This is a genomic window from Nostoc sp. 'Peltigera membranacea cyanobiont' 213, assembly GCF_002245975.1.
In the GTDB taxonomy this organism is placed as follows: Bacteria; Cyanobacteriota; Cyanobacteriia; order Cyanobacteriales; family Nostocaceae; genus Nostoc.
Genome location: NZ_NOLI01000105.1, coordinates 14562 through 28189, shown reverse-complemented (window position 1 = coordinate 28189; position 13628 = coordinate 14562). Strand labels below are relative to the sequence as shown.

The following is a 13628-nucleotide window of genomic DNA, read 5'->3' as shown; positions in this document are numbered from 1 at the left end:
AAGCAGGGGAAGCAGGGGGAGAAAATACTTCCTCGTCTCAATATCTTCAGGCGTGGGCGGAAAATCTTTTTGTAGGGGCGACCAGAAAGTTACCTAAAGGACTGCGCTACATTTCTGACAAAGAACGGGCAGTGAATGAACAGGTGCGTAGTGTTGCTCGACTGTTACAAATTGAAACATTGCTGAATCGCTTACCCAAACAGCTATCTGGGGGACAAAGACAACGGGTTGCATTGGGACGTGCGATCGCGCGTGACCCCCAAGTATTCTTAATGGATGAGCCGCTTTCTAATTTAGATGCCAAACTGCGGGCGGAAACCCGCGCTCAAATTGTCAAATTGCAGCGCCAACTGGGAACAACGACGATTTATGTTACCCACGATCAAACTGAAGCGATGACAATGGGCGATCGCATTGCGATAATGTCTGAGGGTAAAATTCAGCAAGTCGCTTCTCCCTTAGAACTTTACAACCGTCCTGCCAATCTTTTTGTCGCAGAATTCATTGGTTCGCCACCGATGAATTTTATTCCTGTAGAATTTCATGCCCCGCAGTTGATTACTCATTCCCAGTTGCGTTTCACCCTCCCAGAAGTTTGGGGAAAAGCTTTACAAAAATATGATGGGAAAACTTTAATTTTAGGCATTCGCCCAGAACACTTAAACTTGAGTATGCCTGCCACCAAAAATCTACCAGTGCAAGTAGATTTAGTAGAGAATCTCGGCAACGATTCCTTTCTCGCTGTTAAGATTGCCGAACCAGGATCTCAACCTGCTACTACAGCCAATTACCTACAAGTGCGAATCCCACCAGACCGATTTGTCCAACCTGGCGAGCAACTTTGGTTATCGCTAACCCCAGAGAAAATTCACTTTTTTGACCCGGAAACAGAGTTGGCGATATTTCCCTAAGAATTAATCTTGGCAGGTCATTTTGCTAGCGATCGCATCTCAAATAAGTCCTGCTGTTTCCTTGAAATCTTTTATTCTCATTTAGATTAGTACTTGAGTCTTGCCTACGGACTTCGCAGGTATAATTTCTTATCTAAGCAGTCAACAATAGATATGGCTAACTCATGCATTACTACTAAAGCAGCGTCTTCATATTTTTCCGGAACTGGGCCATATAATCCTGATAGTGTAACCTTATCTACTAATGTTGTTACATCACCCAAAGCTTTCTCTATTCGTTCCGTAATGAAGCGATGGGAACGAGATTTAGAATAGGGCTTTTCTCCAGAACAAGGAATTATCAGCATTATATGCTTACCAGAGAGCGGTGCATAGCCATTGTTCAAAACATTAAAGTCATCAGGTTTATATTTCAGAGAAATAACCTGTTCATTCTTTTTGAACTCTTGTTTTTTAGAAACTGATATTAGTGTACGTGACAGCCTAATTTTTAACTCAATATCCTCAGAAGCGATCGCATCTATTGCAGGTTGAAGATGCTTCAGTTTTTTTATGTGTTCAATAAGATATTCCTGTAAATAATCTGCTTCTATAGCCTCTCTAGTTTGATCGACAATACGAAAATCCATTTCTAGGTTATGTAAAGCAATGTCGGCATAATATTTACTTTTATAATTACCATTATGAACTGGTTTACCACTAACTTCTGATATCAATGCATCTTGGATATGTTCTAAATTTGCTTGTTGACAAACACGGTAATTACAAGTCAATTCTTCCATTTCCAATACTGGCTGTGGTCTCATTGTTTCAGGATTAATGTAGCTCAAGCTCCTTGTTTCCTGAACATAACTGCTAGAGTCAAAGCTATCCACTCCTAAATAAGCTAATATCGGAATTAAACTACCAGTTATACCAAATACATGAATAGGTGTTATGTTTTTTCTATGAGCAGGAATGCTATCTTGTAAGCCCTTAATCAAATCAACAATTATCGTAGTTTTATGAGCGCCTCGTAGTGGCACTAATGAGCCAACTGCTAATCCAAAATTATAATACTTTAACTCCTCTTTTTCAGCCTCATCGAATACCTGTCTGACATAATTGCTCATGCTATCTCTATCTTGACCATGAGCAGCAACATAAAGAAAAGGTTTCCAGTGAGATGGTTTTTGTAGCAATCGAGCAGCAGCAATAGCATTGTCTAAGCTTTTTTGCATACGTTCTTTTGCTTCAGACGCTGCTAGTTTTGGAGGTAAAGGATAGTCTAATGTAGCGATGATGTCTCCACCAAAGTTCTCTTGTAACTTCAATATAGACTGAAAACCCTGTCCATCTTCCATAGACAGACCATAGGCAGATAAATCTATACTATTGTTCCAAAGAAGTTTGAAACCACCAGAATCAAGAAATATTGGAGCAGTATATTCCACAGGAAGACAGACATCCTCAAGATAACGCCGTTTAATGCCCAGCTTTCGCCAAGTAGCCAACGCATTTTGCTTCTTCGGGATGAAATCTAAGAAGTGAAGTACCTGAGACATCACTGGCAAATTGCGACGCAAAAGACCATTAGAATGATCTGCTTGTAAAATGTACTTCCACAAACCGCCACCATTTGCTGTTGTCCCAGTGATTAAAGATACTACTGGAAACAAAAGAGGAGTACGAAAATCTTGTCCGTTGTAACTGAGTCTGCCTACACGACCATTTTGTGAGACTTTTTCAACTACATATTCTAAATATGTCATGAAGTTGCTTCTTCTTCGAGAAAGCAAAAATATAGAACAGATTATGATTCTGTCCTATGGTGAGTGAGCAAAAACATTTATTTGACCATAGTTAATATAGCAGCAAAACTTTCATGCACTTCTGAGAGGGACTTCTATCTCTTGATCCCGCCATGCAGCATAGGCAAGTGCCTCATAAATGTCGGCTTTTTCGAGGTAGGGATAGGCCTTGAGGATGTCACTATTACTGTGTCCAGATGCCATTAAGCCGATGATAGTACCAACGGTGACACGCATTCCGCGAATACAGGGTTTGCCGCCCATCACTTCAGGATTGCGAGTAATTCTGGTGAGATTTTGCATAGCTGTTTTTGCACCTTTGCAAGATCCAAAATACTTTGCTGAGGTTGAAGTAAACCACGAACTAGGAACAATCTAATGGCAATCAGGAGCCGACCTTGATCCAGATGTTCTCTATGCAGTGATTAGTAATCAGCCTATTCCTAACTATAAGTTAAGTCGTAGTGCGTGACAGGAAAAATCTTGATTAGCGATCGCCCCTCAATACACTCCAATTTTCACAGGTGCGATCGCACCTGTGAAAATAAACTTAACAAAGCTTTCGCCGTCCCTTCTGGCAAGCATTACAGGCAGAAGTTTTCGGCTCAAAATCAATACAGGCGATCGCTTCCTCAGAACAAGCTTTTTTTGGGTGTACAGTACATTTGAGACGGTAGTCGTTGGTGAAATATTCGCAACCAGAGCAAGGAATTTCATGGAGCGTTTTTAAATGAATTATTCCTTTTTTTATCGTTAACCAGACACTACCAATGAATAGAATCATTATTGTCCAACCACAAAAGGCGCACAAAATCATCGTTAACATTAGTTATCCTCATAAAAATTCCAAAAAAATGCCCGCAGTCCACTGCTGTTAACCGCAGGCATTGGACTTTATTTAGCTAGTGTTGAGCGAAAGTTAATTAACTATTAGCTTGATGTGACGATCGCCAATAGTGCCAAACATAACCTAAGAAGGCCACTACACCAAGAAAAAACTGAATATCTGCCAATCCTAGACGTTCGGAACCGTAAAATTCTCTCGGAAAAACTGTCGTGTTATATCCCACAAATGCGGTAGAAACCCAAGCCATCAAAGCTAAACCCAGTAAGCTATAAGAAAGAATTTCTTCACCATTCTCAATTGGTAAAATTCGTCTTATCCAGGTAAAAGGCTGCACAAGAATATGCCATGCACCACCAGCAATTAAAATTAAACCAATCCAAATGTGACCACCAATGACATCTTCTAAGTTATCAACACTTGCCATCCCTAAAGGAGTCCAGCTACCATCTTTCAAACCAACTAAGTAGCCAAAAATTGTGGCTGGGTTTAAATTAGGATTGCTAATCAGGCGGACATTTCCCAAATTAGTATCATAAATTCCGCCAAAAATCATTGCCTTTAGCACTAATAAAAAGGCTCCCAAACCCAGAATAATTAAATGATGACCTAAAATTAAACCCAATTGCTTCGGGTCATTCCATTCATAGTGAAATTTTGCCGTCTGTCCACCGGCATTATATAAAATTGCCGGAGCGCGAAAAACATGAAAAAGTCCACCTGCACCCAACACAGCAGATGCAACTAAGTGCAAAATGCCAATTACAAAATAAGGATAGGTATTGACTACTTCACCTCCAGCACCTACACCCCAACCCAAAGTTGCTAAGTGGGGTAACAAAGTCAATCCCTGTTCATACATTGGTACGCTAGGAACAAAACGTGTAACTTCAGATATTGTGATTGCTCCTACCCAAAACATAATTAAGCCTGCATGAGCAATGTGAGCGCCTAATAATTGACCAGATAAATCAGTTAAACGGGCATTACCCACTAACCACGATAAATTTGTGTCTGCTGCTAAGGTTCTATCAGTTGTAATTGTCATAGTTAAATACCTTTATGAGCATTTTTAATTTTGGATTTTAGATTTTCATAATCTAAAATCCAAAATTGTTTTACGATTCGCTACCAATGGCATTTAATGCCTTTTCAATTTGCCTAAAGTCAACCCCAATTGCTCGCAGGGCGTGCCACAGATGACCTTGCAAGAAGAAGAACGCTAAGAAGAAATGGGCATTTGCTAACCATGCTCTAGAAGTGTAACCACCGTTAGCTAACTTAATGCTGTCGGCAAAATAAGGGCTAACTCCGAGTTTTACTTCCAAGGTAGAGCCATAAAACTCCACGGGATAAGCTAAAGTATTTACTGCACAGAAGTAAGCTGCAACAAATCCCGCTAAGGCAATACCACCTAAAGAGTAAGAAAGGATGGCTTCACCAGAGAAGATTAAAAGCTTTTTCGCCCAAGGTAAAGGCTCTATGAGGATGTGCCAAATACCGCCGCCAATGAGTAACAAACCTACATAGATATGACCGCCGACTAAATCTTCTAAGTTGTTAACAGTGGCAAAGTGAGTTTGATAGCCATAAATGACTAAGGGATTGAGTGTGGGGTCGGTAACAACTCGAACATCATGAATTGTCGAGTCGTACAGTCCTCCCCAAAACATCGCTTTTCCTACGAGGAGTAAAGCACCTAATCCTAAGAAAATTAGGTGATGTCCTAAGATGAAGCCAAGTTTTTTAGGGTCGTCCCATGTAAAGTGAAATTTCCGAGCGCGGCCAGTGGCATCTTTTAAGTTTTTTGGAGCTTTGAAGGTGTGCAAAAGTGCCCCAGCACCAAGCACAGCAGAGGAGATTAAGTGTAAAGCGCCGATGACAAAATAGGGATAAGTATCAACTACCTGACCACCTGCACCCACACCAAAACCCAAGGTGGCTAAGTGGGGAAGCAAAATTAGCCCCTGTTCGCCCATAGGTATTTCGGGATTGTAGCGAGAGATTTCAAACCATGTAAACGCCCCAGCCCAGAGCGTTGTCAGCGCTGCTTGTGCCAGATGAGCGCCGATAAATAAACCAGAGAGATTGGCGAAGCGGGCGTTACCAGTCCACCAATCAAATTTGAGGTTGGGATTGCCGTATGTCTGCATTGTTAAGCACAATTAGCAATTGTTGCTAATAATATTCAATTAACTGGTTCTTATCTCAGCAGTGAAATGTCGCGTGAGGGCTATTAAAGTAGACCCGAAGCTTTTATCTGAACGAAGAGAGGTTCTTCCAATTCACCGCAGGCGTTACCGATCTTAGTCAGATATGACTTCTTGCCACATACTCTGCTTATTGACAGCTAACTACCAATTATTGAGATTACAAATTTAGTCTATTGAAAGTAATTCCTATTTAGCGTATCTCTTTACAAAATGTAATAATCAAGAATGGAAGGAAAATAGGCAACGCAAGCGGAGCGATGATAGTAACTATCACCGCTCTAACTACTCTTGGCTGCAAGCAAATATTAGTTTTTAAGCGTGGGTTATTCTGCTTTCTATTTTCATGAATAACTTGTAGAAGTGCTAAGAGATAGTGGAGATGCTTCCAGTAAATGTGGATGGTGACATTGCCAAAAACTCAAAATCTCTTCGCCAACCTGTTGAGGGTAGAAGTAGTGAAAAAAATGATACCCTTGTGGGCATTCCCAGAGTTTATCTTCTGTCTTAAGCCAATTAAACCAGTCATGCAATGCAGTTGGATTTACTACCGGATCGCTCTTGCTACCACATACCATCATTGGCATAGAAACTCCACCTTTGGGTAAATAAACCAACTTAAATAAAGAGTGTGACGAGGGAGATTGTTCTAAATCTTTATCTAAGGCAGCTACTAACTTCTTAGTGGTTTGAGGTGATTGATTTCCAAATAGACTGCGAACGCTGCTTGCTAAAACTAGCTCACGGCTGATATTAAAAAGTTGTCTTTGAAAGTAATAGTGAGCTTGCCAATTGTTTGCAGGTTGAGCAGCCACAGCCAGCAAAGTGAGCGATCGCACTTTTTGAGGAAATCGCCGCGCAAAGGTTAAGGCGATCGCACCACTCATCCCATGTCCCGCTAAATGCACGGGGCGATCGCGGCATTCTAAAAACTCATACAGCAACTCCACAGCTCGATCTATAGAACTAGCTTCATCTTTGGTTTGCTGGTATTCCCACTGGGCGATTCTCATATACCCACATAAGTAATCGAGTAATGGTTCATCAAAACGCTTCAAAACAGGACTAGCATTTAACCACAGAACATCAAATGAATCAGACATAAATAACCTATAACTTCTAAATTATCAATTTCGGCGGTTATAAACCGTTGGTTAGATCCCCGACTTCTTAAAGAAGTCGGGGATCTAAAAGCCCTTCCATTCGCCCTGCCTTTCTACAAACCAAATTCTGTCTTCAACTGAGCAACCCAAGTTTTAATTCGCTCATCTGTTAAATCAGATTGACTACCTTGATCGAGTGCCAATCCGACAAACTTGCCATTTTTCAAAGCTCTAGATTCGTTAAAGTCATACCCATCTTTTGGCCAGTAGCCAACAGTTTTACCACCGCGCTGGGAAATTTTTTCTTCCAGAATTCCTATTGCATCCTGGAAGTTATCGGCATAGCCATATTGATCTCCATCACCAAAATAGGCAACCAGCTTACCTTTAAAATCTATTTCATCCAGATCGGAGAAAAAGCCTTCCCAATCACTCTGAAGTTGACCTATATCCCAAGTGGGAGAGCCAATAATCAGCAATTCATACTCATCAAAAGTGCTAGTATCCGCCTCGTAAATGGGATGTAATGTTACAACATCACCACCAAATTCATCCCGAATTTTTTCAGCATCCGATTCAGTGTTGCCAGTTTGAGTACCGTAGAACAGACCAATTTTTTTCGACATATTGTCACCTGATATATAGATTTGCAATTTTCCTTAGAGATGATGCGCGATGGTGCAAAGCACCCGCCAGATGCGATCGCAACGATACCTATTTGCCTAGTTCGGGCAACTCAGAAAAACAAACTGCTATTGGTTAACAGCAGGAAGGCAAATAAAGCTCCTCCACAGCTACCTACTGTCCACCCAGCATTGAACTCACTCCAAGACTTAGCTGTTTTCAAGTTTTCCGGTAGCTCCCCAAGAGCCGGTTTGCGCCCTTGGAACGATACACTGCCGTACAGCCACAGACAAATTGATAAAATCAACAGTAGACCGATTGTGGCCAGTAACCCTGCTTGATTCGCCAACTCCGTATCCCGCAATGGGCCTAACTTGACAAATGGGCCAATCAAGAAGTAGCCGTGCGCCATACCAATTTCCAGCCCCCGTGAAAAAGCAGACAAGCCTTGACGGTAAATAGGAAGATTTCCTAACAACTTCAACGTGATATCCGAAGCATTCACTGGGGTATCAAAATTCCCAATTTCCGGCATCCCCGAAGGATTGACAACTCCCTGCTGAAAATCAAGTCCAGCTGCTATGACACGAACTCTCAAAGCGTGCCAGATATGACCAGCTAAAAATACAACTGCCAGAGCAAAGTGACTAGTTGCTAGCCAAGTACGAACCGTAATTACTCCCGATGCAGTAGTACTCAATCCCAACGGGCCATAGAAAACAGTGGGATAAACGGTATCATTTACCGTCACAAAATATGCTGCCAACAAACCCATGTAAGCCAGAGCGCCCAAACTATACGATAGGTAAGCCTCTCCAGACCAAAACAGTACCTTTTTTGTCCAACCAAAAGGTTTGGTAAGAATGTGCCAAAATCCTCCGGCAATACAAAGTATTCCTACCCAAATATGTCCACCGATGACATCTTCTAGATTATTAACTGCTGCCATCCCTTGTTCGCCAAAAGCACCGAAGAGATAGCCAAAGATGCGGCTAGGGTTAATAGTCGGTTCAGTAATTACTCGCACAGATGCCACTGCCGGATCGTAAATACCACCCCAAAACAGCGCCTTTGCTACCAATAACCATGCCCCGAATCCCAACAACAGCAAATGAATGCCGATGATGGTGGTCATCTTGTCTTCATCTTCCCAGTCGTAGCCAAACAAGCCAGGGAAAGACGGATTATCATCCAACACTGCTGGGCCTAGAACCGCATGGTAAATACCACCAGCACCTAGTACGGCAGAACTAATCAGATGTAAAACACCAATGACAACATAAGGATAGGTATCAACAATTTGGCCGCGATCGCCAACACCAAATCCTAATGTTGCCAGATGGGGGAGTAAGATTAACCCCTGCTCATACATTGGTTGTGCGGGGTTATATTTGGTGATTTCAAATAGAGTCATTGCTCCTGCCCAAAGCACAATCAACCCAGCATGAGCAACATGAGCGCCCAAAAGCCTACCCGACAGGTTAATGAATCGAGCATTGCCAGCCCACCAACCCGATTCCTGGGTCGTTATTGTTGCAGTTGTCATTCTTAGATTGCCTCCCCACTAGTTGAATGGATGACTCTACCCTTCGCAAAGTCGAATCCAGCAGCGCGTAAAGCGTGCCAGAGATGCCCTTGAAGAAAGAAGAAACCTAGCCAGAAGTGAGCATTCGCCAGCCAAACGCGAGAGGATAGTAAATTTCCACTCTGGAAGTAGGGAAAACGGTCAAACCCAATACTCAGGGCTGGCCCATAAAATTCCGGTGGGTAAGCAAGTGTGTTGACAGAGACAAAATAGGCAGCAATAAAGCCCATGAGAGCTAAAGCTCCCAAGCTGTAAGAAAGGTATGCTTCTCCTGACCAGATAAAAAGCTGCTTTGCCCAGCCAAAAGGTTGAGTCGTAATGTGCCAGATACCGCCGACAATGCAGAGAATGCTGACCCAAATATGACCACCAACCAAGTCTTCCAGGTTATTAACTCCAGCAATCCAATGTTTGCCACCGCCACCAAATAAGTAGCCAAAAATTATAGCGGAATTCCAGGTAGGGTTAGAAACTACGCGCACCTCACCCACCATAGAATCGTACAAACCGCCAAAGAACAAAGCTTTGGCAACCAGTAAGCCGGCTCCTAGACCCAGCAATACTAGGTGAATACCCAGAATGGTAGTCATTTTATTAGCATCTTCCCAGCGATAGCCAAAGAAGGAAAATCTCTCTTCCAAGATGGCATACCCACTTAGGGCATGAAATATGCCGCCAAGTCCCAAGAAGGCGGAGCTAATTAGGTGCAATACTCCAATGACGAAGTAAGGATAGGTATCTACTATCTGTCCACCACTTCCTACACCCCAACCGAGAGTTGCTAAATGAGGCAATAGAATCAACCCCTGTTCGTACATTGGTTGCGCTCTGTTGAAATGGGCAAGTTCAAAAAGAGTCGTTGCACCAGCCCAGAGAACAATTAACCCTGCATGAGCAACGTGAGCGCCCAAAAGTCGCCCTGAGAGGTTGGTTAACCGGGCGTTCCCTGCCCACCAGGGAATCGACTCCGGTGTTTGAACAGCCATCCTTGTCATGGCGTTACCTCCTAAGAAATTTTTGAAATAGCTGAAATTTACTGTGGCTTAATGAATATATATCTCAAGAAACCTGAAGATATCCTATCAGACTTATTGATAATTTATAGCAATTAATAGAGGTAAAGTTTTGTAAAGGATTTCAGAAAACAAACCGAAAAGGTGGGCGGTGATTCATTCAACCCCAACAATGAGTGGGCTAGAAGACAAGTTATTGTAAGTGCCTTACGATTTCCTCACACAATATTCCGAATAATTACTATAGGATTAAGTAAGTGGGCAAGAATAAATCAAACTAGATTAAGTAATGTAAAAAATATTGAGATTACTTTGTAGTGTTCGCAAAGCGTCTCGTAGAGAGGGCTTCAGCCCTTAAATGAGGACTAAAGTCCTCACTACAAACCTTGAATTATTCACGCCGATCTACTTACTATTTGATTTTTGAACGAAATTAGGTATTGTAGAGTGTGTTAGAACGGAGTTCGTAACGCACTATTATCAAGGGTTTGATGCCGTACTCTCCGTGCTAACACATCCTACGGATATTTTCAGAAATCAAACCGGATTCCTATAGTTTCAAAAAATACATCGGTAGATGAAGCCAGAGGAGGTAAATTTTTTGTGCATGTATGAAATTAATCCAAATACTAATGTCCAGATTCCCGACTTCTTAAAGAAGTCGGGGATCTAACTTTTCACGAATAATTTAGGATTGTTATATTATTTATTATTTTAAGTAAACTACAGAGGCAAATGTGAAAGTCTACTTTCCTTCCGATAGTTTGGCTGATAGTTAACATAATTCGTAATTCGTAATTAAAGAATTCAATTACGAATTACGAATTACGAATTACGAATTACGAATTACACTTCGGTGGGTTGATATTCTTGTTGTCTTTCCACAAAACTTTGAACACGGGTGCGGTAATTTCTTACAGTTTCATCTACCCATTCGCGATCGTTACTGTTTGCATACAAATGCACCAGTGGTTCGCTGGCATCTGGTAAAACTAATAGCCAACTATCATCATAAGGTTGACAAATTTTCACCCCATCGATTAGTTCTAGATTTTGGGCTGGGTGAGTTTCCACCAAGTAACGCATCAAAGCACCCTTGGCTGTCCACGGACAACGGACTGTATAAGTTTTATGAATTACACGGGGCAATTCCGATCGCGCCGCCGCAAGCGATCGCTCCTGTATAGTTAACATTTCAATTATCTTTGCAATACAGAACATGGAATCAAATCCTGGATGCAGTTGCGGGAAAATAAAACCAGTTTCTCCACTACCTCCTAGAACCACATTTGGATTTTTCTGACAAGCTTCCATTAAAGCTGTAGGGTTGGCTTTGGTGCGAATCACTCTGCCATCATGACGACGGGCAACTTGTTCAATCGCACTAGAAGCATGAACTGGAACTACTACCGTTCCTCTAGGGTTAGCCGTCAAAATCATGTCTACCATCAGTGCTGTTAAAGTTTCCCCACGAATTGGGTAGCCTGATTCATCAACTAAAATCAGCTGTTCTCCATTAGCGGATACTTGCACACCAAAGTTAGCTTTCAATGCTTCCACTACATGACCTAACTGAGTCAGCAATCCTTCGCGATCGGTGATTGACATCGCACTTTTATTGACACTGGCATTCAATACCACTGCATCAGCACCAAATTTATCCAACATTTGGGGTAAAACTGCCCCCGATACTGCATAAACATAGTCAATCACTACTTTTGCCCGACTATTGCGGAGTGTATGAACATGCAAAAGTTTCTCAAAAGCAGTGCAGTAGCGCTCCATCACTTGGCTGGGGTAAGATACATCGCCAATTTCATGAATTAGCGCCCGCCGCATATCTTCTTTAAAGTAAGCCCCTTCAATTTTCTTTTCCAGGGCTTTGGAGATATTAATACCCTTAACATCCATAAATTCAATCAAAATGTAGTCGGGGCGATCGGGGTGGACGCGCACATGGATACCACCAACTACCGACATTGTGGGTATAACTGTGCGGGCAATGGGGATAGCTGTAGCATCGAGGTTTTGAATATCAATACCTACTGACATTAAACCAGCAATGAGCGATCGCGTCACCATCCGAGAGACATTACGCTGGTCACGGGAAACTGTTACTTTAGAACCAGGTTTTAAGGTAGAACCGTAAGCAGATCCCAATTTCACAGCGAATTCTGGGGTGATGTCGATATTAGCTAATCCTTGCACACCACGTTGCCCAAATAAATTTCGTTGGGCGGTGTTTCCCCAAATCAAGTTAATGTTTAAAACTGCTCCTGACTCAATTTTTTTGCTGGGCCAAACGCGCACGCCAGGGCTAATTTGAGCTTCTTCTCCCACAGTGGAAAGGGAACCGACAACAGCAGCTTCTAATACGTGGGCGCGGCGGTCTACACGAGCGCCACGGGAAATTACACAGGCAGAAAGATGTGCTTCATCGCCAATAAATGCCCCATTCCAGACAATGGGACGTTTGAGATTGGCATCAGCGCCAATAGTGACATTATCGCCAATTACGGTTCCCGCCTCAATCTGCACTCTTGCCCCAATGCGGCAATTGTCACCAATCACTGCTGGAGTTTCAATCACAGCCGTTTGATCGATGTAAGTATTTTGACCTACCCATAACTCATGAGAAACTTCTTTGTAGGCAAAATCAAGATTTACCTTCCGATCTAATGCGTCATATTGAGCTTCGCGGTAAGCATCTAAGTGACCAACATCACACCAGTAACCTTGAGCGATGTAACCGTACATTGGCTCATCTTTTGCTAGCAGTAAGGGGAATAAGTCTTTGGAAAAGTCGCATTCAATGTTTACTGGTAGATATTCTAAAACTTCTGGTTCAAGAATGTAAGTGCCAGTGTTGACGGTATCGGAAAAAATTTCACTACTAGAGGGCTTTTCTAAAAATCGCCGAATTCGTGCTTCCTCGTCGGTAATCACCACCCCAAATTCAATCGGGTTGGGAACTCTCGTCAAAATCAAAGTAGCTTTTGACTTATTTTGTTTGTGAAATGCGATCGCAGCCGTAAGGTCAAAATCTGTTATGCTGTCGCCGCTAATGACTAAAAAAGTTTCATCCAGAAGTTCGGCAATGTTTTTCACACAGCCTGCTGTACCCAAAGGCTGATCTTCTTCGACGGCATAAGTCATCTGAACCCCAAAATCGCTGCCATCTTGAAAATAGTCTCGCAAGACATCAGGTAAATAATGTAGTGTCGCGATAACTTCTGTAATTTGATGTCTTTTGAGAAGATTGATAATATGTTCGGCAATTGGTCGATTTAGAATCGGCACCATCGGTTTGGGCAGATCGCAAGTTAACGGGCGAAGCCGCGTTCCCGAACCCCCTGCCATCAGTACTGCACGCATAAATTCTCCTTAACTAGTTACAGCCTTCACTGCTTGAAAACGTCTCAGATAAATTTTGTTCTTCTTTCTTTAGTCTCCTATGGATATCGATATTTGAGGAACTTCCACAAGATGCATATAGATTGGGGATTGGGTACTAGGGACTGGGGATTGGCAGGTTTGAGGTTTTGAAA

12 protein-coding genes are annotated in these 13628 nt (G+C 42.3%); 2 read left to right on the top strand and 10 right to left on the bottom strand.

Translation table 11 applies throughout. From position 1 onward, the window contains the following. A partial coding sequence (locus tag CDG77_RS24075) for an ABC transporter ATP-binding protein (protein ID WP_094331872.1) occupies positions 1-911 on the top strand: 911 nt, incomplete at its 5' end. A gap of 104 nt (positions 912-1015) precedes the next feature. Here CDG77_RS24075 and CDG77_RS24070 read toward each other — a convergent pair. Both CDG77_RS24070 and CDG77_RS24065 read right to left on the bottom strand, forming a co-directional pair. Further along, positions 1016-2662 carry a tRNA-guanine transglycosylase gene (locus CDG77_RS24070; RefSeq protein WP_094331871.1) on the bottom strand — a complete coding sequence of 549 codons (1647 nt, stop codon included), beginning with the start codon at positions 2660-2662 and terminating at the stop codon, positions 1016-1018. A gap of 111 nt (positions 2663-2773) precedes the next feature. Continuing rightward, entirely contained in the window at positions 2774-2965 is a 192-nt protein-coding gene (locus tag CDG77_RS24065) for a DUF433 domain-containing protein (RefSeq protein WP_262985170.1), read from the bottom strand. Between CDG77_RS24065 and CDG77_RS37870 the strand changes: the two genes are divergently transcribed. Next, the gene (locus CDG77_RS37870; protein ID WP_223269944.1) at positions 2877-3080 is read left to right on the top strand and encodes a hypothetical protein; all 204 of its coding nucleotides are present in this window, start codon (positions 2877-2879) and stop codon (positions 3078-3080) included. The two genes, CDG77_RS24065 and CDG77_RS37870, sit on opposite strands and share 89 nt — an antisense overlap. Positions 3081-3251: 171 nt before the next feature. Here CDG77_RS37870 and CDG77_RS37865 read toward each other — a convergent pair whose 3' ends face one another. From CDG77_RS37865 to CDG77_RS24025, 8 genes are all read right to left on the bottom strand, one after another. Continuing rightward, positions 3252-3527 carry a hypothetical protein gene (locus CDG77_RS37865; RefSeq protein ID WP_094331869.1) on the bottom strand — a complete coding sequence of 92 codons (276 nt, stop codon included), beginning with the start codon at positions 3525-3527 and terminating at the stop codon, positions 3252-3254. A gap of 97 nt (positions 3528-3624) precedes the next feature. After that, positions 3625-4593 carry a chlorophyll a/b binding light-harvesting protein gene (locus tag CDG77_RS24055; RefSeq protein WP_094331868.1) on the bottom strand — a complete coding sequence of 323 codons (969 nt, stop codon included), beginning with the start codon at positions 4591-4593 and terminating at the stop codon, positions 3625-3627. A 70-nt stretch (positions 4594-4663) separates the two neighbouring features. Further along, positions 4664-5698 (bottom strand): chlorophyll a/b binding light-harvesting protein, encoded by a 1035-nt coding sequence (locus CDG77_RS24050; protein ID WP_094331867.1) that lies wholly within the window; start codon positions 5696-5698, stop codon positions 4664-4666. A gap of 401 nt (positions 5699-6099) precedes the next feature. Continuing rightward, positions 6100-6858 carry an alpha/beta fold hydrolase gene (locus CDG77_RS24045; RefSeq protein ID WP_094331866.1) on the bottom strand — a complete coding sequence of 253 codons (759 nt, stop codon included), beginning with the start codon at positions 6856-6858 and terminating at the stop codon, positions 6100-6102. 113 nt (positions 6859-6971) lie between these two features. Further along, the gene (gene fldA / locus CDG77_RS24040) at positions 6972-7484 is read right to left on the bottom strand and encodes a flavodoxin FldA (RefSeq protein WP_094331865.1); all 513 of its coding nucleotides are present in this window, start codon (positions 7482-7484) and stop codon (positions 6972-6974) included. 110 nt (positions 7485-7594) lie between these two features. Beyond that, positions 7595-9028 carry a chlorophyll a/b binding light-harvesting protein gene (locus CDG77_RS24035; RefSeq protein ID WP_094331864.1) on the bottom strand — a complete coding sequence of 478 codons (1434 nt, stop codon included), beginning with the start codon at positions 9026-9028 and terminating at the stop codon, positions 7595-7597. 2 nt (positions 9029-9030) lie between these two features. Beyond that, a complete protein-coding gene (locus CDG77_RS24030; RefSeq protein WP_094331863.1) occupies positions 9031-10053 on the bottom strand; it encodes a chlorophyll a/b binding light-harvesting protein in 1023 nt (340 codons plus the stop codon). A gap of 873 nt (positions 10054-10926) precedes the next feature. Continuing rightward, positions 10927-13455 (bottom strand): mannose-1-phosphate guanyltransferase, encoded by a 2529-nt coding sequence (locus tag CDG77_RS24025; RefSeq protein ID WP_094331862.1) that lies wholly within the window; start codon positions 13453-13455, stop codon positions 10927-10929. Positions 13456-13628: the final 173 nt, after the last annotated feature.